This is a genomic window from Sphingomonas oligoaromativorans, from assembly GCF_011762195.1.
Lineage (GTDB): Bacteria > Pseudomonadota > Alphaproteobacteria > Sphingomonadales > Sphingomonadaceae > Solisphingomonas > Solisphingomonas oligoaromativorans.
Genome location: NZ_JAASQK010000008.1, coordinates 84,940 through 109,792, shown reverse-complemented (window position 1 = coordinate 109,792; position 24,853 = coordinate 84,940). Strand labels below are relative to the sequence as shown.

Here is a 24,853-nt window from a genome sequence, read left to right as displayed (position 1 = left end):
ATATTCCATCATAGGAGGATCGGGCCGGAGGCCGGTTCCGCCCCGCCGCTTTTGGATCAGCCGACCATGCCGAGGCTGCGGATGCGCGCGCGGGCATGGATCTCGTTCTGCGACAGCACCACGGTCGACGGCCGCACCCGCTCGATGATCGATCGCACGAAGGGCCGCAGCGGCGGGCTGGTGAGCAGGCAGGGGATTTCCCCATCCTGCGCCAGCCGGTCGAACGTCTCGCGGACGGAGGCGATGAACTCCTGAAGCTTGGAGGGCGCCATGGCGAGATGCCGCTCCTCGCCCTGCCCCAGGATGCTGTCGCCGAACGCCTCGTCCCAGCGCGGCGCGAGCGTGACGATCGGGATCGTCCCGTCGCGCGTCTGCTGGGCCGAAATCTGCCGCGCCAGCCGGCTGCGGACATGTTCGGCCATCTGGGCGATGTTCTGGGTGAAGCCGGTCGCCTCGCCGATCCCTTCGAGGATCGAGGGGATGTCGCGGATCGACACGCCTTCGGACAGCAGGGTCTGGAGGATGCGCTGGATGCCCGAGATCGAGATCTTGGCGGGAACCAGTTCGTTATAGAGCTTCTCGCATTCCCGATGCACTTCGGTCAGCAGCTTTTGCGTCTCCGAATAGGAGAGCAGGTCGGCGATCGAGTCCTTGACGATCTCGGTCAGGTGGGTGGTGATGATCGCGCCGCTGTCGACCACGGTGAGGCCCCGGAAGCCCGCTTCCTCGCGCAGCGTCCGGTCGATCCACAGCGCGGGGAGGTTGAACACCGGCTCGCGCGTCTCCTCGCCGGCGAGGCCCGGCGGGCCGCCCGAGGGATTGATGACCAGCAGCTTGTCGATGCGGATCTCGCCGCGCGCGACCTCGGTCTCCTTGACGTGGACGACATATTCGTTGGGCTTGAGCGACAGATTGTCGGTGATGCGCACCGCCGGCAGCACGAAGCCATAGTCGGTCGCCATCTGGCGCCGGAGCGCGCGGACCTGGATGTCGAGGCGCGGCTCGGTCTGCGAATTGTTGATGATCGGGAGCAGCGCATAGCCCAGCTCGATGCGCACCGCATCGATGGCGAGCGTCTGCTGGATGGGTTCCTCGACGTCGCTGGCCTGCTGCTGCGCGATCGCTTCCTGAAGCCGGGCCTGCGCGGTGGTTGCGACGGCCCGGCGGTTGAGCGCCCAGCCGGCCCAGCCGGTCAGCCCGCCCAGCACCGCGAAGGGCAGGAAAGGCAGGCCCGGCATGATCGCCAATATCGCCAGCAGCGCCGCCACCATGCCGAACGCCTTGGGATAGCGGCCGAGCTGATCGCCCAGCGCCGCGCCCGTCTTGCCGCTGATGCCGCCCTTGGAGACGAGCAGGCCGGCCGCCGTCGAGACGATCAGCGCCGGAATCTGGCTGACCAGGCCGTCGCCCGCCGTCAGCACGGTATAGGTGTGGAAGGCCTCGCCGATCGGTACGCCATGGATGACGACGCCGACAATGAGCCCCACCACGATGTTGATCGCGGTGATGACGAGGGCGGCGACCGCATCGCCCTTCACGAATTTGGAGGCGCCGTCCATCGCGCCGTAGAAGCCGCTTTCGGCCTCCAGCTCGGTGCGGCGTTCGCGGGCCTGCGCCTCGGTGATGAGGCCGGCGTTGAGGTCGGCGTCGATCGCCATCTGCTTGCCGGGCATGGCGTCGAGGCTGAAGCGCGCCGCCACCTCCGCGATGCGCCCCGCGCCCTTGGTGATGACGACGAAGTTGATGACCACCAGGATCATGAAGATGGTGAGGCCGATCACCGTCTCACCGCCCATCAGGAACTCGCCGAACGCGCCGATCACGCCGCCCGCCGCCTGATGCCCCTCATGGCCGTGGCCGAGGATCAGGCGCGTCGAGGCGAGGTTCAGGCCGAGCCTGAGCATCGTGGTGATGAGCAGGATGGTCGGGAAGCTCGAAAGCTGGAGCGGCGTGTCGATGAACAGCGCCGTCATCAGGATCAGCACCGAGGCGGTGATCGAGAGGGCGAGGCCGAAATCGAGCATCCAGCCTGGCATCGGCAGGATCAGCATCGCGATGATGCCGATGACGCCGATCGCGAGCGCGAGGTCGCGGTTCGGCCCAAGCCGCTTCAGCAGCATGTCGAGCTGGGGAGGCATGGCTACACTCCGAAACGGGAAAAGGCGTCAGGATGCCGGCGCGATGGCGATGCCGTCTTCGATGAAGCTGCGCAGCTTGTTGCGCATGGTCCTGACCGAGATACCGAGGATATTGGCCGCCGAGGTGCGGTTGCCGTGGCAGCGCGCCAGTGTCTGGAGGATCAGCTCGCGCTCCACTTCGGCGACGGTGCGGCCGACCAGCCGCTCATATTCCACCGGCGCTTCGGCGGGGAGCGCGGCCGGCGCCGCCTCCCGGTTGCCGTTGAGGCGGGCGACGACATCCTCGACGTCGATCGCCACGTCCACCATCACCAGCGGCCGGCCGGATCGCTGGAGGCGTTCCAGCGCCGCCATGCTGGCGTTGCGGACCGACAGTTCCCCTTCCGCGTCGCGCACCATTCCGGCGGCGACGTCCAGCGCCGCGCCGGGATCGCCGACCAGCAGCAGGTGGCCCGCAGGGGCCTCGGTTGCGGCCATCAGCGGTCCTGCCGCACGATTTCGGTGAGCGTCACGCCCAATGTGCCGTCGATCAGGACGACCTCGCCGCGCGCGATCAGGCGGTTGTTGACGAAGATGTCCGCCGGCTCGCCGACGCGCCGGTCCAGCTCCACCACGTCGCCGGTCTTGAGCCGCATCAGCTCGCCGATGTCCATGCGCGAGCGGCCGAGCACCGCCTGCACCTTCACCGGCACGTCGAACACGGCCTGAAGGTCGCTCGCGGTGGGCGCGGCACCCGGCTTGCCCGGCCCCGGCGGGGGCGTGTCGGACGGATCGGCCTCGAACTGGGTGGGCGCCAACTGGCGCGGTTCGGCATCCTGGGTCATCGCTTCCTCGTTCATGCGTTCATCCACTGGCGGATCACCGAGGCGGCCTCGGCGGGGCTGGACGTGATCGCGTCCCCGATGCGCTTCAGCGCGGAAAGCCGGATGCGGCCGTCGACCTGCGCGAGCGCGATCTCCTGATCGAGCAGCGGCGTGCCATCCTCATCCAGGCCGCCATCTTCGAGCTGGAGCAGGCCGTCGGCGTCTTCCGCCTGACCGCCGACCGGGATCAGCGTGTTGGGCGAGGCGCCGTCGGCGGGGCGCAGGCGGGGCAGAGCCATGCGCAGCGCGATCAGCGCGCCGCCCGCCACCAGCAGGATCTTGACGAGGCCGATGAGCTGGTCCGTCGTGATGCCGAAGGGCAGGCCGCCCTTGGCGGCGATCTCGTCGGCGGTCGGCGCGAAGGCCATGCTGTCGACCACCACGCTGTCGCCGCGCTCGGCATCATAGCCGACGGCATTCTCGATCAGGCGCGTGAGCCGCTGGTTCTCGACCGGCGACAGCCCCTTGGGCGCGGCATCGACCATCACCGCCACGGTCAGCCGCGTGATCCTGCCCGGCGAGCGGACGCTCACCGTGTGGGTGCGGCTGTTCTGGAAGGTCGTGTCTTCCGAGGTATCGTCCTTGGCGGACTGCTGGCTGTCGCGGCCCGAGCCGTTGATGCCGTTGCTGTCGGGGAGCTGGGTGCTGACCGAGGCCCCGTCCGCGTCCGCCTTGTTCTGGCTGTTCTGATCCTTGGAATCGACCGAGACCTGATGCTGGATCACCTGCTTGTCGGGATCGAAGACCTCCGCTTCCTCGCGCGTCTGGTCGCGGTCGAGCTGGACGGCGACCTGCGCATGGACCTTGCCGGCGCCGACCACCGGCTCGACGAGCTGCTCGATCTCGGTGCGCAGCCGCTCCTCGACCTGCGCCTGACGCTCCTCCATCTCGGAGGAGAGGGCGTCGCCCTCCTCGCCGGCGCGGGCGAGCAGGGTGCCCTGCTGGTCGACGATCGACACGCTGGTGGGCGACAGCTCGGGCACCGAGGAGGAGACGAGATAGCGGATCGACTGCACCGCCTCGCCGGGCAGCCGCCCGCGCGTCTTGAGCGTCACCGCCGCCGTCGCCTTGCGGGCTTCGGACGAGAACATCTCGCGGTCCGGCATGACGATGTGGACGCGCGCCTTCTCGACGCTTTCGAGGCTCTCGATCGACTTGGCGAGTTCGCCCTCGATCGCGCGCGTCTCGTTCATCTTGGCGCGCGAGGAGGAGACGCCGAACGGCTCCTCCGCGTCGAGCACCTCATAGCCGATCTTGCCGCCCAGCTTCTCGGAGGCCATCCCCATGCGCAGCTCCGGCAGGCGATCGGCGGGGGCCAGGATGGCGGTGCCGTCGGGCGAGAGCTGGAAGGGGACGTTCTGGGCCTTGAGCTTCTCGCTGATCGCCTGGGCCGCCGACGGGTCCAGATCCGAATAGAGATAGCCCATCCGGGGCGAGGAGCCGTGCAGCGCGAGCGCGGCGATGCCGACGAGCAGGGTCAGCGCGACGCCGCCCATCATCATCAGCTTGCGCGTCCCGAGCTGCGCTATGAGTGTACGCAATCCATTCAAGGCCGGCCTCGCGAGATAGACTGCAAGGGCGTCGCGCCCCTGCCTTCTCCATTATAGGATGACTCGCATAGGCAAATCTTGCCGGGAGAAATTCTTTTAGATCGCAGGCTTTTCGCGCAAAAGCGGCTGCATTTCGGCGATGACGGCTTCCCGGCGCGCGGCGGCGTCGATGGCCAGTCCGCCCTCATCCCAGAAAATCGCGGCATCGCCTTCGGGGAGGGTTTCGTCGGGAAGGACGGTGAGCGAGACGCGGCGACGCTCGCTGCCCTTGGGCTCCATCATCCGCTCCACCGCGCCCGCCAGCGTGGGGTGTACGCGGATGCCGAGCCGCGTGCCCCGCGCCACCTGACGCAGCACGCGGTCCAGCGCCTCGGCGATCGCACGCACCGGCGCCGCGGCGACCGCATGGCCGGCGAGCATGTCGGCGGCGGCGAGGGCGGCCTCGGCGGCGTCCTTCGCGATGCCGTCGGCGGTCTCGGCCAGCCGCGCGTCGATCTGCTCGATCGCGGCGTGGAGCGCGTCGGCGGCGGCGAGCAGGGCTGTGTCGCGCTCCTGCCGCGCCTGCTCCAGACCGCGCGCGAAGGCGTCGGCGCCGGCGATGGCCAGCTCCTCCCGATGCGTGTCCTCCATCGCCTCGATCTTCGCGTGGAGCGCGTCGATCCGGTCGTTGAGGGAACGGGCGTCGAACGCCGGGGCCTCGCCCCCGGTCATGTGGAACACCCGGTCGAATCCGAACGGCTTAACGTGGATGGCGGCCTCCATCACCGGCTTCCTTCTGCTGGCGGGCCGGACGTGCGCGGCACGCCGGCCATCAATAGATCATCGCGTCGTCGCTCTTGGGATCGACCAGCACGATCTCGCCCCGATCCCCCAGCGACTTGGCGAGGCGGACGAGGCTGGCCTGCGCTTCCTCGCAATCGCGGGCGCGGACCGGCCCCATCGCCACCATGTCCTCGCGCATCAGCTTGGCGGCGCGGTCGGTCATCGCGTTGAGGAAGAGCTGGCGCATCTCCTCGGGCGCGCCCTTCAGCGCCAGCGCCAGCTCGCGCTTGTTGCTGTTGCGCACCACGGTCTGGATCGCGGCGGGCAGCAGCTTGCCGAGATCCTCGAAGGTGAACATCAGCGCGCGGATGCGCTCGGCCGATTCCGGCGCGCGTTCGTCGAGCGCGGAGAGCATCGTCTCCTCCGACGAGCGATCGAGCGCGTTGAAGATCTCGGCCATGGCCTCGTGCGGGTCGCGCCGCTGCGAGCGGGCGAGGTTGGTCATGAATTCGGTGCGCAGCGTCTGCTCCACCTCCTGGATCACGTCCTTCTGCACCGTGTCCATGCGCAGCATCCGCATCACGACGTCGGTGGACAGCTCCTTGGGCAGCTCGGAGAGCACGCGCGCGGCATGGTCGGAGCGCAGCTTGTGGAGGATCACCGCCACCGTCTGCGGATATTCGTTCTTAAGATAGGAGGCGAGGACGGACTCGCTGACGTTGGAGAGCTTGTCCCACATCGTCCGGCCGGAGGGGCCGCGGATATCCTCCATGATCTCGCGCACACGGTCGGGCGGCAATATGCCTTCGAGCAGGCGCTCGGTCGTCTCGAACGATCCGTGCAGCGAACTCATGCTGGAGACCTCGCCCGAGAACTGGACGAGCAGATGCTCCACCACCGCCGCCGGGATGCGGCCGAGCTGGGCGATGCAGGAGGACAGCTCCTTGATCTCCTCGGTGGAGAGCTGCTCCCAGATCGGTCCGCCATGCTCCTGCCCGAGCGCCAGCATCAGCGCGGCCGCGCGCTGGAGACCGGTATATTTCTTGAGTTCGGCAGGTTCGGCGACCGTCGCCAGCATGTTCATCCGCTATCCCCAAAAATCTCGGTTACCCGGCCCGATCCGGCGGTCTTCCGTCTATCTTATAGGAGAGGCTCGGGTTCGCGCGGCCGAGGGAGGCGAAATTGACCACGAACATTTCCGGCAGTGTGATCGGGCTCAGCATCCTGACCGGGACGACGGACCTGTCGAGCCTGGGCATCACCACGCCGACGGTGGAAAGCGCGGCCGCGCGCGCCGCGCGGCTGCTGTTCACCACGCCGGACACCACGCCGCCCTGGCAGGCGCCGGCATCCTCCACGCCCGAATCCGCGCAGGTCGGCGCCATCCGCGCGATGGCCACGATCATCGACCAGATGAACCCGGACGAGGCCGCCGGGTCGAACGACGTCGAGGGCACCTTCGTCACCTACAAGGCGCTGGACCGCCTGCGCATCCTCGCCGACGCCGCGTCTCAGCCCGACATGTCGCCCACGCAGCGCGCCAATCTCCAGAAGACCTTCGCCAAGGGCCTTTCCGATCTGGAGGGCTTCCTCGCCAAGGTGCCGTCCGACCTGCTCAACATCGCGTTCGGCGATCCGTCGACCAGCGTCAAAAGCACGCCGCTCCAGGCGACCACCGACATCGGCACGACGATCGGCAAGGGCGTGCTCGACGACCATTCGCTGCCCGTGCCGGGCATCACCGGCAACGAGGTGCTGACCATCAACCTCGCCAAGGGCAGCCAGAAGGGCAGCGTGAACGTCGATCTCTCGACGATCGCCAATCAGCCGCCGACGCTCGACGACGTCGCCAAGGCGTTCAACGACGCGATCGCCTCGGTCGGCGGGTTCGACGTCACATTCTCGGTGACGAAGAGCAGCGGCAAATATGGCCTGTCGATGGCGTCGGACGGCACGCAGGTCTCGCTCGATCAGGTCGGCGCGCAGGATTCGCTCGTCGTGGTCGGCAGCCAGACGCAGTATGACACGCCGATCGGCGCGCAGATCTATCATTATGACGATAGCGCCAGCGGGCTGATCGGCCAGCTCATCGGCAATGTCAGCGCCACCCAGCCGGGCGCGACCAAGACCGACACCGACACGTCCGCCACGGCGACCGGCGATGGTTCCGATACCAAGCCCGCCGCATCGATCCCGGCCAGCCTCGTCGCCCAGTCCACGGTGACGAGCAAGGACGGCTATACCTATGTCGTCGGCACCACCACGGGGGACATGGGATCGCACATCGCCAATGGCGGCGACGACCTGTTCCTCACCAAGGTGGACAGCCAGGGCACGATCGTCTGGCAACAGAAGCTCGGCGTGCAGGGCGATGCGCAGGGCACGGCGGTGAGCCTGACGCCACAGGGCGACGTGGTGGTGGCGGGCTCCGTCACCGGACCGTTCGATGGCGGCCTCGGCACCACCTCTGACATGCTGGTCGCCAAGTTCAGCGCCAATGGCGAAAAGCAGTTCGCGACCTCCGTGCCATCGAGCGGCGACGATTACGCGACCGCGGTGGCGGTGGCGCCCGACGGCTCGATCTATCTCGGCGGCAAGTCGGCGGGGACGGGCGGCGGCGGCGCCTATGTCGCGCACATGGACGCCAGCGGGAAGATCATCCAGCAGCGCACGATCGACGGCGCGGGCGTGGACGGCGTCACCGCCTTCGCGGTGGACGGCTCGGGCAACCTCCTCGCGCTCACCCGCGAGAGCGGGCAGGCGATGGTCCACAAGCTGGACGGGCAGGATCTCGACAGCGAACTGGGGCAGGTGAGCCTCGGCGCGGCGGACGCGCGGGCCATCGCGGTGGCGGCGGACGGCAGCATCGCGGTGGTGGGCGCCACCTCCTCGGCGCTGCCGGACAATCCCTCCTACAACGCCGCCAATGGCCGGGACGGCTTCGTCACGCGGCTGGCCGCCGACCTGTCCGGCGCGAGCACCACCTATATCGGCGGCGCGGGGGACGATCAGATCGACAGCGTCTCCTTCATGGGCAGCGACATCTACGTCGGCGGGCGCACCACCAGCAATCTCAACGGCACGCTGCGCGGCAAGGTGGACGGCTTCGTCGGCCATGTCGACGGCGCGACCGGCGCGGTGGCCAGCCTCTCGCAGTTCGGTGGCGGCGCCGGCGTGTCCGATGCCGTCCACGTCTCGGTGGACAAGGGCGGCTCCAACATCCTCGGCGCGCTGGGCCTGCGGCAGGGCGTGCTCAACGACGACGTCTCGACCTCGCTCTCGACGCAGGTCGGGCTCAACGCCGGCGACAGCTTCTCCTTTCAGCTCGACGGCGGCGCGGTCCACAAGATCACGATCGCCGAAGGGGAGACGCTCACCAGCCTCCAGCGCAAGATCAAGCTTGCCGGTGGCGACAACATCTCCGTCACCATCCACAGGGACACGGATGACGACGACGATGAAAGCAATAACGACGCCGCCGGCGGAGGGCAGCTCCAGATCCAGGTGGCGCAAGGCCACACGCTCAGCCTGATGGCCGGCCCCGAGGGCACCGACGCGCTGGCGAAGCTGGGGCTGGAGCCGACCCGCCTGCATTCCGACGCGCCACGCGGCGCCAAGGATCCGCTGGTGAAGCCGGGCGGCAGCTATGGCCTCTCGCTCAGCACCGCGCTCGGCATCGGCAGCGTCAACGACGCGAAGGCGGCGCTGGATGCCATCAACTCGGCCATCTCGCTGACGCAGACGGCCTATCGCTCGCTCTATTGGGACGATGCGAAGGCGGCGCAGGTGAATGGCCAGGTCGGCAGCGGCTCGGCCTATCAGCAGGCGCAGATCGCTTCCTATCAGGCGGCGCTCGATCGGCTGTCCCAGCCGGTGTCGGGCTTGGGCCTGCTCTGAGACGCGCCGTTCCTCCCGCAACCGCAACGCCCGAGAGAGTCGTCATGCAGACCACATCCCCGCTGCTCGGCAGCATCGTCCAGTCGATGAAGCAGCTTTCCGAGCGGCAACGCGTCATCGCCCAGAACATCGCCAACAGCGAGACGCCCGGCTTCAAGGCGCAGGAGGTCGAGGCGCCCGATTTCTCCTCGCTGCTGGCGACGGGCGGCGTTCCGCATGTGGCGCGCCCGCAGGTGCAGGTGACGAGCGGGATGGTCGCGCTGGGCGTGCCGCCCACCTCGATCAACCGCATCGTCGCCGACAGCGACGTGAGCGAGACCAAGCCGGACGGCAATAACGTCACGCTGGAGGATCAGCTTCTCAAGATGGGTGAGACGCAGACCGACTTCACGACGATGACCAACCTCTATCGCAAGCAGATGGCGCTGATCCAGGCGGCGATCGGTCATCAGTAGGGGATGCGGACCACGTTGATATTCTATTCCGAAAGGGATAGTTGAAATGACCGTTCCAGGCCCATCCGCCCCATGGGAGTAGTAACGTCTTGGAAACGTCTGCGGTCCTATATTTCGGGGGTGTTTTACGTCTCACCGATACAGACTGGCATTGAGATGAGATACGATACTTCGCGCAGCCGCTTCAGTGTCGGGCATTTTGAAAGCCGGCACAGCATCGATATTCCGGCCGATCTGATTATCGAGCAGGGCGAAGTCCTGCACGCTTCGCTCGTCAACTTCTCGCGACATGGGGCGCGTCTGCATGTGCCGGGCGATTATGCGTCCGGGCAGACCTTCCGCCTCGAAGTCGCGGGCTGGCCGGCGCTGGACGGCCGGGTCGTGTGGAGCGAGAAGGGGCGTGTCGGCTGCCGGTTCGATCAGCCGCCCAGCCAGAAGACCTTCACGAGCATGTGCGCGTCCGCGACGGCGTGCGATCGCGAAGGTCTCTAGCCTCAGCGCCGATAGCCGAACCGGCTGCTCTCGAACGACACGACCGCCCCGGCATTGTCGCCGAGCGGAATCGCCGCCGTGCCATAGATGCCGCGCGTGCCGTGGGTGCCGATCATCGCGCCGACCTCCCCATGGATCTGACGCCCCGGCTGGCCCGAGCCTTCCAGCCCGGCGCGCGCCGCGTCGACGCTGTCCTCGGTGTTGTGACTCAGCAGATCGGCCTTCTGCTCGTCGCTCAGGCGAAGCGTGTAGGGGTCGGCGGGCTCCGCCGTCTGTGCCCATGCCGCGGCCGGCGCGAGGCCGAGAAGCCCGGCGAACGCGAATGCGATCGGGGCCATGCGGAAGCGAGGGCGCGTCGGGCAGGTCATGCCTCCCTTATAGGCCTGCGAAGTCTGGCGGCACAATGAACGGGATGTGGCACGAAGAGGCTTGCGACTTTCGCACCGTTCTCCACCATGAACATGTCGCTCAGTCGCCGTTCAGCCGCGATACGCTTTCCTGGTGCCATCTCATTGCAGGAACACCCTTATGCTGCCTCGCTTCGTGAAGAATAGCCTGTTCGCGGCCACCGGGCTTTCCATGGCGGTGGCGCCCTTCGCGGCCGCCGGCGCTTTGGCCCAGAGCGCTCCGCCGCCCTCCGGCGGTTACGATCAGGGCTACGATCAGGAGCCCCCGCCGGCCCAGGGTGGCTACGATCAGGGCTATGACGATCAGGGGCCGCCCCCCGGCTACGATCAGGGAAGCCCGCCTCCGGGCTACGATCGGGGCGCGCCGCCTCCGGCCGGCGGCTATAACCAGGCGCCGCCGCAGGGTTATGCGCCGCCTCCGGCCGCTCCGCCGGGCTATGACGGCACCCGTCCGCCGCCCCCGCCGCCCGGCTATCAACCCGGCCCCGCCGACGCCGCCCAGCGCGATCAGGACCAGCGCTACTCCGCTTATGCCGAGCAATGGGCGCGGGACAATTGCGTCAAGGCGCATGGCGATGCCGGCACCGGCGCGCTGATCGGCGGCGCGCTCGGCGCGATCATCGGATCGGGCTTTGGCGGTCATGGCGGCGGCGCGCTCGCCGGTGCGGTGGTCGGCGCGGCCGGCGGCGCGGTGGTGGCGGACAGCGCGGGCAGCAATGCGACCAGCCCCGGCTGCCCGCCGGGCTTCGTCGTCCGCCGCGGTGCGCCGGGCTTCGCTTATGGCGGCTATGGCGGCCAGCCCTATGTCTATGCGGCGCCGGGCTGGTATCGCCCGTGGGTCTATTATGGCGGCGCGTGGGTCTATCGGCCCTATCCCTACCATGTCTGGTATTATGGCCATTACGGCCGCTACGGCTATTATGGCCGGCCGCGCGGCTATTACCGCCACGGCCCCTATCGCCGCTGGTGAGGCCGTTCCCCGGCCCGTCGCGTGACGGGCCGGGGTTCGCTCAGCGGGCGTCCGCCAGCGCGGACCGCCGCATCGAATAGCCGAAATAGATCAGGCCGGCCGCGCCGATCCAGGCCGCGAACAGCAGATAGGTGTCCGCCGGAAGACCTGCGATCAGGTAGAGGCAGAACAGCACGCTCAGCACCGGCAGCGCCGGATAGAGCGGCACATGATAGCCGCGCGACAGATCCGGGTTGGTGCGCCGCAGGATGATGACGCCCGCCGACACCGCCGCGAAGGCGATCAGCGTGCCCATGCTGGTGAGGTTGACCAGCACGTCCAATGGCACCAGCGCCGCCAGTAGCGCCGCACCGACCGCGACCACCCAGGTGTTCTGCCTCGGCACATGGCTCACCGGATCGATCTTGCTGAAGAAGGCGGGGAGCAGCCCGTCGCGGCTCATCGCGTAGAGGATGCGCGTCTGCCCGAACAGCACCACCAATGTGACGCTGAAGATCGACGCGATGGCGCCGAGCGACAGCACCACCGCCGGCCATGCCGCGCCGGTGAGGTTGTGGAGGATCACGGCGAGCCCCGCCTCCTGCCCCGCGAACACGGTCCAGCGCTGCGCCCCCACCGCCGCGAGGGCGACGAGGATATAGGCCCCCGTCACGATCAGCAGCGACAGCACGATCGCCAGCGGCAGGGTGCGGCGCGGGTTCTTCACCTCCTCGGCGGCGGTCGAGACGGCGTCGATGCCGATGTAGGAGAAGAAGATCGACGAGGCCGCCGATCCGATCCCGATCATGCCCATCGGCGCGAAGGGGTGGAAGTTGGCGATCGAGAAATGCGCCAGCGCGATGACGACGAACAACGCCAGCACGGCGAGCTTGGCGACCACCAGGATCGCGTTCGCTGTCGAGGATTCCCGCGCGCCGCGCAGCAGCAGCACGAGGCACATCAGCACGAGGATGACGGCGGGGAGGTTGACGATCCCGCCCCTGCCCGGCGGATCGGCGATGGCCTCGGGCAGGCGCCAGCCGGTGACGACCAGCAGCAGCTCGTTCAGATATTGCCCCCAGCCGACCGCGATGGCGGAAGCCGACACGCCATATTCGAGCAGCAGGCAGGCGCCGATCAGGAAGGCCGCCAGCTCGCCCAGCGTCGCATAGGCATAGGAATAGGAGGAGCCCGCCGCGGGCACGCAGGAGGCCAGCTCAGCATAGCAGAGCGCGGTCAGCGCGGCGGTGATCCCGGCGATGACGAAGGAGAGGGTGACGGCCGGCCCCGCCTCGGGCACCGCCGTCGTCAGCGCCACGAAGATGCCCGTCCCGATCGTCGCGCCGACGCCCAGCATGGTGAGCTGGAAAAGCCCGATGCTGCGCGCGAGGGTGCGCCCGTCCTCTTCCTCGCCGGCAAGGAAGTCGACCACGGGCTTGCAGCGCAGAATCGTCTTCAGCGCGCTCGGCTTGGTCATCGGTTCGGCTCCCCCCGGATTGGCGGCTCAAGGATGCGTGCGCCTGTAGGCAGAGGCTCGCCCCTCGGCAACCGGAGACGCAACCGGAAATCCGGCGGCCGCCCGCTCCAGCCCCGGAGGCTGCGGCCGGGATGGCTGATCGCGATGTGCCGCGCGTGGCGGGGCCGTCCTCAGGCGCGGCGGAGGCGCCGCTCCGCCATCAGGCCGAAGCTCAGCCCGATCGTCGCCCACAGCAGCGCCTGTATTCCCAGCGCCGACACCCGGAACCGCCAGAGCAGGGCGGCGGGAAAATCGGCCGGCACCTCGTCGAAACCGGGCAGCAACGCCCCGGCGATCAGGATCACCGCGATAAAGGCCGCGATGCCCGCCAGCACGGCGTCGAAGCCGCCGAGCCGCTCCGCCAGCATCGCCTTCACCCGGAACGCCACGATGGTCGCCACCACCGAAGCGACCAGCATCGCGAAATAGGCGGCGGTGCGGATCTGGATGGTGTCGGGCTGGCCGACGGCGGGCGGATTGGGCGGATATTTGAGCGCCGGCACCACCGCGATCACCAGGAAGGCCAGCATCGCCAGCATCGCCGCCAGCGTCCGCGGGCCGACCCGCGCGAGGCGGCCATAGGCATAAGCGAAGAGCTGCGAGAAGATGCCCCCGATCGCCGCGCCATAGAGCGTCATCGCGGTGAAGAGGCCGAGCCCCTTCTGCGTCGCGCGGGAGACGATTTCGCCCTCGTCCTCGTCATGGCCATGACGATCGTGGTGGGCGTGCTCCTGCGCCTCGTGGGAGGCTTCGAAGGCGATCGCATGGTCCACCTGCGGCTCCGCCACGGCGCGTGCGAACAGGGTGGCGAGCAGCGCCGCGAGGATGCCGGCCAGCATCCCCCGCCACAGCATATCCTTGGTCATGCGCCGCCCCTAGTGGCAGGGAAAGCCGAGCAGATGGCGGCCGTCATGCACGAACTCATGCACCGCCTTGCCGTCGAACAGGGAGACGGCGCCCTGCTCGGTGCTGACGAAATAGAGCGCCAGCATCGCGATCAGCAGCCCGAACACCGCCCAGGGCAGGATATCCTTGAGCGGGATCGCGGCGGCATCGCCCACCGGGAGGAACGGATCGTCGAGAAAGGCGGCGGTGGCGGCCATGGCAGAACTCCTTGCGGGATATCGCGTCCCGGAATCGAAGAGATGATCCCGGTCGAGGTCTGACTCTCGACAGCGCCGAAGCGTTGCCGATAACAGTGGCGCGACCGTGCCGGATTTGCACCGGCTTCCCGTCCGGGATCGTTCGCCCCTGCTTAGGTGCGAAGGCCGGGCAGCGTCAAACGATATGCGGAGGCGGTGTTGGCGACTCATCTGAGCCTGCTGTGTTGCGTGGGCACCGCGATGGCGCGGACGGGGGGCTTCCCGGCGCCGGACGAGCCGCTGGATGGAGGCGGGCTGGCAAAGGCGAGGGCGCGCCGGATCGGGCGAACCCCGGCGCTGGTCTTGAGAAGCCCCGCGCAGGCGGCGGCCGGAACTGCGGAGGCGCTGGGGATCGGGGCGATCGCCGAGCCGAGGCTGGCGGATGCGGATTTCGGCGCCTGGGCCGGGCGGGCGCTCGCCGGGCTGCATGGGGAGGATGCCGTGGCGCTTGGCCGCTGGATGCGCGATCCCCAGGCTGGCGTTCCCGGCGGCGAGTCGCTGGACGAGGTGCGGGGGCGCGTTCGCCCCTGGTTGGCGGAGATGGCGGAAAGGGGCGAGGCCGTTCTTGCGATCAGCCATGCGATGACGATCCGCGCCGTGCTGGCCGAGGCGCTCGATCTGCCCGGCGCGGCGGTGATGCGGTTCGATGTGGCGCCATTGTCGCTCGCCACACTTTCCTTCCATCGCGGCTGGCGGCTTCAGCAGATCCGCGCCGACTGAGCCGCTTGCCAAACGACCGTCCGGGGCCTAGCGCTTCGGCCGTCCGCCTTCGGTGACGAAGCGGGCAAAGATCGCGCCGGTGCCTCGAAAGGGGCTTAATAGGGAACGCGGTGAGGGGGCTTCGCCTCCGACTCCGAGGCTGTCCCTGCAACTGTAAGCGGTGAGCGCGATGCATATCGCTCCTCGGGCATCACGAGGGGCAGCCACTGGGCCGGACGCTAAATCCTGCGAGGCCCGGGAAGGCCATGCATCGACGTGATGACCCGCGAGCCAGGAGACCTGCCGGCGTCTGGTCGCTCATGCCTGGCCCAGGGGATGGCCAAGGCACGGACCCGTCCGTCTGAGCGACGACCATGCGGCGGAGGCCTTGGAGCCTCCACCGTCCGTCGTGACGCGAGGAGGGATGATGCATCGATTCCAGCACCTGACGCCCCCGGCCCGCCCGCTTCCGTGCGGCGGCCCTTGCTCGCGCGCGTCCCACATCCTCTGAGGAGAGCCAATTTGGCCAAGGTTCCCACGACCGTCATCACCGGCTTCCTCGGTGCCGGCAAGACGACGCTGATCCGCCACCTGCTCCAGAACGCGCAGGGCCGCCGCCTCGCGCTTGTCATCAACGAATTCGGCGACGTTGGCGTCGATGGCGAGCTGGTGAAGGGCTGCAACGACGAAGCCTGCCCCGAGGGCGATATCGTCGAGCTGGCGAACGGCTGCATCTGCTGCACCGTCGCCGACGATTTCCTGCCGACCATGCAGAAGCTGCTCGATCGGCCCAGCCCGCCCGAGCACATCATCATCGAGACGTCCGGCCTCGCGCTCCCCAAGCCGCTGGTGAAGGCGTTCCAATGGCCCGACATCCGCGCACGGGCGACCGTTGATGGCGTGGTCGCGCTGATCGATGCCGATGCAGTGGCGGCCGGTCGCTTCGCCACCGACGAGGCGGCGCTGGCACTGGCGCGCGCGGCCGATCCCTCGCTCGATCATGACAGCCCGCTGGAGGAACTCTACGAGGACCAGCTCGCCTGCGCCGACCTCGTGGTGCTCAACAAGGCCGATCTGGTCGATGCCGACACGCTGGCGGGCGTCGAGCGCGACATCGACGGAGAGACGCGCAGCGGCGTTCGCATCGTCCGCGCGAGCCATGGCGCCGTGGACGTCGCCGTGCTGCTCGGCCTGACGGCGGCGGCCGAGGACGATCTCGACGCCCGCCCCTCGCACCACGACAGCGAGGCGGAGCATGACCATGACGACTTCGACAGCTTCGTCGTGACAGGCGGCGCGGTGGCGGATGCGGCGCCTCTGCTCGGCGCGATCGGGGAAGCGATCGAGGCGCACGACATCCTGCGCGTGAAGGGCTTCGTCGCGGTCGAGGGCAAGCCGGCGCGGCTGCTCGTGCAGGCGGTCGGCCCGCGCATCCAGCATCATTTCGACCGGGCGTGGTTGCCCGAAGAGGCGCGCCGCACGCAGCTTGTCGTGATCGGCCAGAAGGGGCTCGATCAGACCGCTATCGAGGCCGCGCTGGTGCGGGCGGTCGGCTGATGCATCTGCTGTCCGCCACGCCGGGGACGGTCTCGAACGGCGAGGAGGCGATCGATCTCGCCCAGTCGCCGGGCGATATCGTGATCCTCACCGTGGCGGACAGCGAACTCGCCTGCTTCGCCCGCGCGGCGGCGATGCTGGGGGAGGGCGGCCCCAGCGTCCGCCTCGCCAATCTGCTCCAGTTGAAGCATCCTTATTCGGTCGATCTCTATGTCGAGAAGGTGATCGCGCACGCCCGGTTCGTGTGCGTCGTGCTGCTCGGCGGCAAGTCCTACTGGCCCTATGGCGTCGACGAGATCGCCAGCGTGGCGCGCGCCAAGGGCATCGCCTTCGCCGCCATCGCCGAGGGGCAGGAGCCCGACCCGGCGCTGCAACGCGCCTCCACCCTCCCGCCCGAAACCTGCGAGAAGCTGCGCGACTATCTGCGGCAGGGCGGTGCCGCCAACGCGCTCGGCTTCCTGCGCACCGCCGCGCGGCTGATCGGGCGGGAGAGCGGTACGCCTGACGATCCGGTGCCGGTGGCGGATGCGGGCCTCCATGTGCCGGGCATCGAGCGGCCGACGCTGGCTGACGCGCAGGCGCGCTGGGTCGAGGGGCGGCCGGTGGCGCTGCTTATCTTCTACAAGGCATTGCTGCTGGCCGGGACGCTGGAAGCGGTCGACGCGATGCTCACCGGGCTGGAGGCGCGGGGGCTGAACGTGCTGGCCGTCCACGTCCGGGCGTTGCGCGAGCCCTTCGCGCGGGACTGGCTGGACGGGCTGCTTGGCGAGGTCACGCCCGATGTGATCCTCAACGCCACCTCCTTCGCGGCCTCCTCGCCGGGCGAGACGCGGACGCCGAGCGTGCTGGAGCGCGCCGACTGCCCGATCCTCCAGATCATCCTCGCCGGGGTCGATCAGGAAAGCTGGGAGCGCTCCGCCCGAGGCCTCGGCCCGCGCGACCTTGCGATGAACGTCGCGCTCCCCGAGGTGGACGGCCGCCTCTTCACCCGCGCGGTGGCGTTCAAGGCGGCCGAACGCTTCGACGCGCTGACTGAATGCGGCATCGTCGCGCCGAAGATCGTGCCGGATCGGGTCGCGTTCGTGGCCGATCTTGCCGCCAACTGGGCGAAGCTGCGTCGGACGCCTCCCGCCGAACGCCGCATCGCGCTGGTGCTGGCCAACTATCCCAATCGCGACGGCCGGATCGGCAATGGCGTCGGTCTCGATACACCCGCCAGCACCGCCGCGATCATCACCGCGCTGCGTGAGGCGGGCTATGCGACTGGCGATGCGCCCGACGATGGCGCGGCGCTGATGCGATGGATGACGGGTGGCGTCACCAACGACCTCTCCTCGATGGACCGGCCGGGCGAGATCGCCCTGTCGCTCACCGATTACCGTAGCGCCTTCGCCGCGCTCCCCGAGGTGGCGCGCATCGCCGTGACCGAGCGCTGGGGCGATCCCGAGGACGATCCCTTCGTCCGCGACGGCGCCTTCCGGCTTGCCATCCACCGCTTCGGCCATCTCGCCATCGCGGTGCAGCCGGCGCGCGGGTATAACGTCGATCCCAAGGCGAGCTATCATGATCCGGCGCTGCCGCCGCCGCACGCCTATCTCGCTTTCCATCTCTGGCTGGCGCGCGGGTTCGGAGCGCAGGCGGTCGTCCATGTCGGCAAGCATGGCAATCTGGAGTGGCTGCCGGGCAAGGCGGTGTCGCTGTCGGAAGACTGCTTCCCCGAGATTTGCGCCGGGCCGTTGCCGCAAATCTATCCCTTCATCGTCAACGATCCGGGCGAGGGCACGCAGGCCAAGCGCCGCATCGCCGCGACCATCCTCGACCATCTCACCCCGCCGCTCACCCGCGCCGAAAGCTATGGGCCGCTGAAGCAGCTCGAAGCCTTGGTGGACGAATATTATCTCGCCGCCGGCATGGACCCGCGCCGTCTGGAGCGGCTGAAGCGCGACATCCTCGATCTGGCGCAGGGCATCGGCCTCGATCGCGACGCAGGGGCGAGCGGCGATGGCGAGGACGCGCTGGCGGCGATCGACAATTATCTCTGCGAACTGAAGGAGATGCAGATCCGCGACGGTCTGCACATCTTCACCCGCTCGCCTGAGGGGAGGCAGCGGCGCGATCTGCTGGTGGCGCTCGCGCGGACGCCTCGGGGCTATGAGGCGGCGGGGCAGGGCTCGCTGCTGCGCGCGCTCGCGGACGATCTGGAGCTGGGCTTCGATCCGCTCGATTGTGTGATGGGGGGGCGCTGGGACGGGGTGCGGCCGGAGCGCCTCGCCGGGCTATCGACGGACCCGTGGCGGACTGCCGGCGATACGGTCGAGCGGCTGGAACTGCTCGCCGCCGCGCTGGTCGAGGGCGCGCGCGAGGATATCGGGCCGCAGAGCGTTGCCGTCCTCGCCACGATTGACACCATCCTCGCCCCCCGCGTCGATGCGTGTGGCGAGGCGGAGAAGGCGGCGCTGCTCACCGCGCTCGACGGGCGCTTCGTGATGCCTGGCCCCTCGGGCGCGCCGACGCGCGGGCGGCCGGACGTGCTGCCGACCGGGCGCAACTTCTACTCGGTCGATACCCGCGCCGTGCCGACCGCGGTGGCGTGGGACTTGGGCTTCCGCTCGGCGCAGTTGCTGGTCGAGGACTATCTCCAGCGCGAGGGCGAATATCCGCGCGCGATGGCGCTCTCCGCATGGGGGACGGCCAATATGCGCACCGGCGGCGACGATATCGCGCAGGCGCTGGCGCTGATGGGCGCGCGGCCGCGCTGGGAGTGGACATCGGGCCGGGTGGTCGGCTTCGAGCTGATGAGCTTGGCCGAACTCGGCCGCCCGCGCGTGGATGTGACCTTCCGCGTCTCGGGCTTCTTCCGCGACGCCTTCCCCGAGCAGATCGACCTGATCGACAGCGCCGTCCGCGCCGTCATGGCGCTCGACGAGCCCGAAGCCGACAACCCCGCCGTAGCTCGCCATCGTGCGGAGATGGCTACGCTGATCGAGGATGGAGCCGATCCGCAGGCAGCCGCCCGCCGCGCCGGCGCGCGCGTGTTCGGATCGAAGCCGGGGGCTTATGGCGCCGGCCTTCAGGCGATGATCGACGAGCGGCTCTGGCACAGCCGGGCGGACCTCGCGAACGTCTATCTCGACTGGGGCGGCTATGCGTATGGCGCGGGCGTCGAGGGCGATGCCGAGCGCGACCTGTTCGCCACGCGCCTCGCGGAAGCCGACGCGGTCGTCCAGAATCAGGATAATCGCGAGCACGACCTGCTCGACAGCGACGATTATTACCAGTTCGAGGGCGGCATCGCGGCGGCGATCGAGCATCTCTCCGGCCGCGCGCCGCTCTCCTATCACAACGATCACAGCCGCCCCGAACGCCCCGTCGTCCGCACGCTGGCCGACGAGATCGGCCGCATCGTTCGCGCCCGCGTCACCAACCCCAAGTGGATCGCGGGCGTGATGCGCCATGGCTATAAGGGCGCGTTCGAGATCGCGGCCTCGGTCGACTATCTCTTCGCCTTCGCCGCCACCACGCACGCGGTGAAGGACCATCATTTCGATGCCGTCCACGCCGCCTTCATCGAGGACGAGGCGGTGCGCGCCTTCATGGCGGAGGCCAATCCGGCGGCGCTGCGCGAGACGGCAGCGCGACTGGCGGAGGCGCTCGATCGGGGCCTCTGGAAACCCAGATCCAACAGCGCGGGCATGATGCTCGCCGAGCTTCAGGGAGACGTATGATGATCGAGCGGACCGAGGCCGAACATGCCGAGAAGATGAAGAAGAAGCAGGCCGCGCACGACAGGATCGTCGCCAACAAGATGATCGAGAAGGGGCTCCTCATCGTCCACACCGGCAAGGGCAAGGGCAAGACCACCGCCGCGCTCGGCATGGTGGTGCGCGCGATCGGGCATGGCAAGAAGGTGGGCGTCGTGCAGTTCGTGAAGGGCGCGATGACCACCGGCGAGAAGGCGGTGTTCGATGCCTTCCCCGATCATGTCGAGTTCAAGCCGATGGGCGAGGGCTTCACCTGGGACACGCAGGACCGCGCCCGCGACATCGCGGTGGCGCGCACGGCGTGGGACGAGGTGAAGCGGATGGTCGCCGATCCAGCCTATGACATGGTGCTGGCGGACGAGCTCAACATCGTGCTGCGTTACGACTATCTGCCGCTCGACGAGGTGCTGGCAGTGCTCACCGCCAGACCTGAGATGAAGCATGTCATCGTCACCGGCCGCAATGCGCCGGAAGCGCTGGTGGAGGCCGCCGATCTCGTCACCGAGATGGTGCTGGTGAAGCACCCGTTCCGCTCGGGCGTGAAGGCGCAGGCCGGCATCGAGTTCTAGGGGGCTGGCGGATATATCATCGCAACTTGACCGCCCGCGGGTGCGCGGCAAGACTGCGCGCATAGGTCCGGCCAACAAGCGGGGGTGTGGCTTGAAGCGTTCCTGGCTCGCTTTCCTTGGCGCAACGGCGTTGATCGGGGGTTCGGCTGCGAGCCCGGCGACCGCCTCCACGCCCGGCCTCGCCGATATCCTCGGCTATTCCTTCGTGGGCGAACTCACCGCCGCCGAGCATGTCGACCGCATCGCCTGGGTGGAGACGGTGCGTGGCGTGCGGAACGTCTGGGCGGCGGCCGGCCCGGATTTCCGGCCGCATCAGGTCACCCGCTATACGCAGGATGACGGGCAGGAGATCACGCATCTCCGCTTCTCCCGGGATGGCGGCACGATCGTCTATGTGCTGGGCGGCAGCCACGACGCCAATTGGCCGGCGGAGGGCAATCTCGCGCCCGATCCCGCCAATTCGCCGGTGCAGCCCAAGGTCGGCATCTGGGCCGCGCCCTTCGATGGCGGAGAGCCCCGCCTCCTTGCGGAGGGCGATCAGCCGACGGTCTCGGCGAAGGGGATGGTCGCCTTCGTGAAGGACGACCAGATCTGGTCGATGCCGCTCGACGGGTCCGCCAAGCCGGAGCGGCTGCTGTTCGATCGGGGGAAGGATCGCACGCCGCTCTGGTCGCCGGACGGCAACCGTCTGGCGTTCCTGTCGGGGCGGGGCGACCATAGCTTCGTCACCGTCTTCACCGACAAGGCGCACCCGCTCGTCTATCTCGCCCCCTCGACCGGGCGGGACGACGATCCCGTCTGGTCGCCGGACGGGCAGCGCATCGCCTTCAGCCGCCAGCCCGGCCAGGGCGGCGCCCCCGAGCCCCTGCTCCAGTTCCATCCGCAGCCTTTCTCGATCTGGACGGCGGACGCGACGACGGGCGAGGGCCGGCGCGTCTGGGCGAGCCCGGTCACGCTCGACGGCTCCTATCCGCAGAATGGCGACGGGCTCGGCCTGCGCTGGATGGCGGACGACAGGCTGGCGATGATCGCGACGCTGGATGGCTGGGAGCATCTCTACGCCCTGCCGACGGCCGGCGGAGCGCCGCGTCTGCTCACGCCGGGCGGCTTCATGGTCGAGCATGTCTCGGCAAGCCGCGATCTCAGGACGCTCTATTACGCCGCCAACACCGGCCCGGCGAAGGGGGACGACGACCGCCGGCACATCTTCTCGGTCGGCATCGCGGAGGGGGCGCCGCGGGAACTGACATCGGGCACGGGTCTGCAATGGTCGCCGGTCGCGGCCGGGCGAGGCGTCGCGCTGGTCGCCGCTGACGCGCAGCATCCGCCGGCGGTGGCGCTTGCGGATGGCAAGGCCTTGCGGCCGGTGCATGTCGCCGTGCCGGATTATCCCGCGCGATCGCTGGTGATCCCGAAGCCGGTGAGCTTCGCGGCGCCCGGCGGCTTCATCATCCAGGGCCAGCTCTTCGAGCCGGCCGGCGGGGGCGCGAAGCATCCGGCGCTGATCTTCGTCCATGGCGGCCCGCCGCGCCAGATGCTGCTCGGCTGGCATTATATGGACTATTATTCGAACGCCTACGCCGTGAACCAATATCTCGCGAGCCGGGGCTTCGTCGTCCTCTCGATCAACTATCGGCTGGGCGTGGGATATGGCCGGGCCTTCGAGCAGCCCGATCATTGGGGGCCGACCGGCGGTTCGGAATATCAGGACGTGCTGGCCGGCGCGCGCTGGCTTCAGGCGCAGGCCGGGGTCGATCCCGATCGCATCGGCATCTGGGGCGGCTCCTATGGCGGCTATCTGACCGGCATGGCGCTCTCGCGCAATTCGGATGTGTTCAAGGCGGGCGTGGATTTCCACGGCGTCCACGACTGGTCGCTCGATATCGGCGAGGAAGCGGGGCACCCCGTCGAGCGCTACGAGAAGGGCGATTGGAAGCAATTGATGAAGACCGCCTTCGAGGCCTCCCCCGATGCGCAGATCGCCCACTGGCGCTCGCCGGTGTTGCTGATCCAGGGCGATGACGATCGCAATGTGCGGTTCGACCAGACGGTGGACCTCGCCCGGAGGCTGACCCAGGCGGGCGTTCCCTTCGAGGAGATGGTGATCCCCAACGAGATCCACGGATTCCTGCGCTACGATAGCTGGCTCCGGGCCGATCGGGCGACCGCCCTTTTCCTGGAGAAAAAGCTGCGGCCCTGATCCTCCGTGCTCTGGAGCGAGATGCCGAAATCGAGGCGGATCGTGCGTTCGTTGAAGTGAGGTTCCGTCGCACGTCGGACAGGCGGGTGGCAAGTCCAGCTTGTGCAGTTCTTCTGCGAGCCGCAGCACGACTGGAAGCAGCCGCCTCATTGGGCCTGGCGGCGCGGTGGGAACCCAGCTTTCCTATGACGAGGTCGACAGATGACCGGTGTTTAGCCCGGCGCGGACGGGGGAATCCGGCCACTCCATAGCCGCTCCCATCCACATCGCCGGCGATACTTGTAGAGAGCAGTCTCGCGGGGCCTTCAGGCTAAATCCGCGCGCTTCTCAACCTTTTGCCGAAGCAGAAAGTGGTCGGGGAGAGAGGATTCGAACCTCCGGCCCCTGCCTCCCGAAGACAGTGCTCTACCAGGCTGAGCTACTCCCCGACGGAGCACCGGTCGTTTTTCGAAGCTCGGGAGCCGACCGGCGTTGCTGAGCGAGGCGTCCTATAGGGGCGGCTTTCGGATGGGGCAAGCACCTCTTTTCATCAATCTTGCATATTGTGGCTGGCCTCGATCATTTCGGCCAGCCGGACGAACTTCTCCCGTGGCGCGGCGCCCCGAGCGCGGGCGTTCTCGGCGGCTTCGATGCGCCGCCAGTCGGCGAAACTCACCGCTTCCACCCCCCGTGCGGCGAGCAATGTGGTGAGGCCGTCCCCGCCGGCCTTGCCCGCCGGCACCGGCAGGTCGGCGGCGATTTCCTCGGCGATCTGGAAGCCGTCGGGGCGATTCGTGCCGATCGTGCCCGTCGGCCCGCGCCGCGCCCAACCCGCGCAGTAGAGCCCCGAGCCCGCGCCGCCGATACGGCCATTCTCGTTGGTGAAGCGCCCTAGCCCCTCGTCATAGTCGAGCCCGGCGATGGTGATGCTGCGATAGCCGATGCAGCTCACCACCATCGAGCAGGGGATATCCTCCGTCTCGCCGGTGCCGGCGGCATGGCCCTCGGCGTCCAGCCGGGTATGCTCGACGCGGATCGCCTCGACCCGGCCCTCGCCGAGAATCGCGACGGGCGCGGTGAAGAATCGGAAGTCGATGACCACGGGTTTGTCGCCGACGCTTTCGCCCGCGAATCCGCGCAGTAGCGTCACCGACTTGCGCTGGCCCGGCTCCAGCGCGGCATCGTCGGCGGGGGGCGGCAGGTCGGCCAGGGCTACATGGGGCGCCGCGCGGGAGAGATGGTCCAGCTCGCCCAGCTCCTTGGGTGTCATCGCGATCTGGTGGGGGCCGCGCCGGCCGAGAATCTCCACGCGGCGCGTCCGGGCGTTCGCCAGCGGGCCGAGCGCGTGGCGGGCGATGTCCGATCCCTCGAACTCCTCCGGCGTCTTGGCGAGGATGCGCGCCACGTCGAGCGCGACATTGCCGTTGCCGATCACCGCGACCGTTTCGCCGTCGAGCGGGGGCGCGAGGTCGGCATGGTCGGGATGGCCGTTATACCAGCCGACGAAAGCCGCCGATCCGATCACGCCGGACAGGTCCGCGCCGGGGATGGAGAGCGGCCGGTCGGCGGGCGCGCCCGTCGCGATCACCACCGCGTCGTAGAGATCGTGGAGTTCCCCGATCGAGACGTCCCGGCCGACCATGACATTGCCGAAGAAGCGCACGGGCTGCGCGGCGGCGACGCCCTCATAGCGGTGGGTGACGGCCTTGATCGACTGATGGTCTGGCGCGACGCCGGATCGGATCAGCCCATAGGGCACGGGAAGGCGGTCGATCAGGTCGACCCGGACGTCGTTTCCGAAAGTTCTGAGGCAGGCCTCGGCCGTGTAGAAGCCGGCCGGCCCCGATCCGATCACCGCGACATGGCGCATGTAGATCCTCCCCTGTTGGGATCGTCATGCTAACCGGTTGGAAGATC

At 68.6% G+C, this 24,853-nt stretch carries 20 protein-coding genes, 1 tRNA gene and 2 riboswitches; of the genes, 9 read left to right on the top strand and 12 right to left on the bottom strand.

The window, feature by feature from the left end; all coding sequences use genetic code 11:
* Positions 1-56 precede the first annotated feature (56 nt).
* From flhA to fliG, 6 genes are all read right to left on the bottom strand, one after another.
* A complete protein-coding gene (flhA, locus tag FHS98_RS15435; protein WP_167107103.1) occupies positions 57-2,138 on the bottom strand; it encodes a flagellar biosynthesis protein FlhA in 2,082 nt (693 codons plus the stop codon).
* A gap of 27 nt (positions 2,139-2,165) precedes the next feature.
* A complete protein-coding gene (locus FHS98_RS19015; protein ID WP_167107100.1) occupies positions 2,166-2,615 on the bottom strand; it encodes a helix-turn-helix domain-containing protein in 450 nt (149 codons plus the stop codon).
* Positions 2,615-2,977, bottom strand: coding sequence for a flagellar motor switch protein FliN (fliN, locus tag FHS98_RS15425; RefSeq protein ID WP_167107097.1), 363 nt, complete (start codon positions 2,975-2,977; stop codon positions 2,615-2,617). Before fliN ends, FHS98_RS19015 begins: the two co-directional genes overlap by 1 nt.
* Entirely contained in the window at positions 2,974-4,503 is a 1,530-nt protein-coding gene (gene fliF, locus FHS98_RS15420) for a flagellar basal-body MS-ring/collar protein FliF (RefSeq protein ID WP_208402309.1), read from the bottom strand. The genes fliN and fliF overlap by 4 nt, the downstream gene beginning before the upstream one ends.
* Before the next feature lie 144 nt (positions 4,504-4,647).
* The gene (locus tag FHS98_RS15415; protein WP_167107091.1) at positions 4,648-5,313 is read right to left on the bottom strand and encodes a FliH/SctL family protein; all 666 of its coding nucleotides are present in this window, start codon (positions 5,311-5,313) and stop codon (positions 4,648-4,650) included.
* Between the two features lie 49 nt (positions 5,314-5,362).
* Entirely contained in the window at positions 5,363-6,397 is a 1,035-nt protein-coding gene (gene fliG / locus FHS98_RS15410) for a flagellar motor switch protein FliG (RefSeq protein WP_167107087.1), read from the bottom strand.
* 98 nt (positions 6,398-6,495) lie between these two features.
* On the opposite strand from fliG, the gene FHS98_RS15405 reads away from it, so the two are divergent.
* From FHS98_RS15405 to FHS98_RS15395, 3 genes are all read left to right on the top strand, one after another.
* Entirely contained in the window at positions 6,496-9,210 is a 2,715-nt protein-coding gene (locus FHS98_RS15405; RefSeq protein WP_167107084.1) for a hypothetical protein, read from the top strand.
* Between the two features lie 44 nt (positions 9,211-9,254).
* A complete protein-coding gene (locus FHS98_RS15400) occupies positions 9,255-9,665 on the top strand; it encodes a flagellar basal body protein (RefSeq protein ID WP_167107081.1) in 411 nt (136 codons plus the stop codon).
* A gap of 156 nt (positions 9,666-9,821) precedes the next feature.
* Entirely contained in the window at positions 9,822-10,157 is a 336-nt protein-coding gene (locus FHS98_RS15395) for a PilZ domain-containing protein (protein ID WP_167107078.1), read from the top strand.
* 2 nt (positions 10,158-10,159) lie between these two features.
* Here the strand turns inward: FHS98_RS15395 and FHS98_RS15390 are convergent, their stop codons facing one another.
* On the bottom strand, positions 10,160-10,495 hold the full coding sequence (locus FHS98_RS15390; RefSeq protein WP_243848049.1) for a hypothetical protein: 336 nt from the start codon (positions 10,493-10,495) through the stop codon (positions 10,160-10,162).
* A 190-nt stretch (positions 10,496-10,685) separates the two neighbouring features.
* Here FHS98_RS15390 and FHS98_RS18695 point away from each other — a divergent pair, with 190 nt between their 5' ends.
* Entirely contained in the window at positions 10,686-11,534 is an 849-nt protein-coding gene (locus FHS98_RS18695; RefSeq protein WP_208402302.1) for a hypothetical protein, read from the top strand.
* 40 nt (positions 11,535-11,574) lie between these two features.
* On the opposite strand, the gene FHS98_RS15380 is transcribed toward FHS98_RS18695, so the two are convergent.
* The 3 genes from FHS98_RS15380 to FHS98_RS15370 all read right to left on the bottom strand — a co-directional run bounded on the left by FHS98_RS15380 (position 11,575) and on the right by FHS98_RS15370 (position 14,132).
* Positions 11,575-12,990, bottom strand: coding sequence for an amino acid permease (locus FHS98_RS15380; protein ID WP_167107075.1), 1,416 nt, complete (start codon positions 12,988-12,990; stop codon positions 11,575-11,577).
* A gap of 170 nt (positions 12,991-13,160) precedes the next feature.
* Entirely contained in the window at positions 13,161-13,895 is a 735-nt protein-coding gene (locus FHS98_RS15375) for a CbtA family protein (RefSeq protein WP_167107072.1), read from the bottom strand.
* A gap of 9 nt (positions 13,896-13,904) precedes the next feature.
* Positions 13,905-14,132, bottom strand: coding sequence for a CbtB domain-containing protein (locus FHS98_RS15370; RefSeq protein WP_167107069.1), 228 nt, complete (start codon positions 14,130-14,132; stop codon positions 13,905-13,907).
* Positions 14,133-14,166: 34 nt separating this feature from the next.
* Positions 14,167-14,317, bottom strand: a riboswitch (cobalamin riboswitch).
* A gap of 13 nt (positions 14,318-14,330) precedes the next feature.
* On the opposite strand from FHS98_RS15370, the gene FHS98_RS15365 reads away from it, so the two are divergent.
* The 5 genes from FHS98_RS15365 (at position 14,331) to FHS98_RS15345 (ending at position 22,957) form a co-directional block, all read left to right on the top strand.
* Positions 14,331-14,891, top strand: a complete 561-nt coding sequence (locus FHS98_RS15365; RefSeq protein WP_167107065.1) for a histidine phosphatase family protein — start codon at positions 14,331-14,333, stop codon at positions 14,889-14,891.
* A 60-nt stretch (positions 14,892-14,951) separates the two neighbouring features.
* A riboswitch (cobalamin riboswitch) is annotated at positions 14,952-15,192 on the top strand.
* Positions 15,193-15,392: 200 nt separating this feature from the next.
* Positions 15,393-16,427: a cobalamin biosynthesis protein CobW gene (gene cobW, locus FHS98_RS15360; RefSeq protein ID WP_167107062.1), complete on the top strand. Its 1,035-nt coding sequence runs from the start codon at positions 15,393-15,395 to the stop codon at positions 16,425-16,427.
* Positions 16,427-20,152 carry a cobaltochelatase subunit CobN gene (gene cobN, locus FHS98_RS15355; RefSeq protein ID WP_167107059.1) on the top strand — a complete coding sequence of 1,242 codons (3,726 nt, stop codon included), beginning with the start codon at positions 16,427-16,429 and terminating at the stop codon, positions 20,150-20,152. The genes cobW and cobN overlap by 1 nt, the downstream gene beginning before the upstream one ends.
* On the top strand, positions 20,152-20,757 hold the full coding sequence (gene cobO, locus FHS98_RS15350) for a cob(I)yrinic acid a,c-diamide adenosyltransferase (protein WP_167107317.1): 606 nt from the start codon (positions 20,152-20,154) through the stop codon (positions 20,755-20,757). Before cobN ends, cobO begins: the two co-directional genes overlap by 1 nt.
* A 91-nt stretch (positions 20,758-20,848) precedes the next feature.
* A complete protein-coding gene (locus FHS98_RS15345) occupies positions 20,849-22,957 on the top strand; it encodes a S9 family peptidase (RefSeq protein ID WP_167107056.1) in 2,109 nt (702 codons plus the stop codon).
* A gap of 351 nt (positions 22,958-23,308) precedes the next feature.
* On the opposite strand, the gene FHS98_RS15340 is transcribed toward FHS98_RS15345, so the two are convergent.
* Both FHS98_RS15340 and FHS98_RS15335 read right to left on the bottom strand, forming a co-directional pair.
* Positions 23,309-23,385 (bottom strand) — tRNA-Pro (locus FHS98_RS15340).
* 101 nt (positions 23,386-23,486) lie between these two features.
* Entirely contained in the window at positions 23,487-24,806 is a 1,320-nt protein-coding gene (locus FHS98_RS15335) for an FAD-dependent oxidoreductase (RefSeq protein ID WP_167107053.1), read from the bottom strand.
* Between the last annotated feature and the right edge of the window lie 47 nt (positions 24,807-24,853).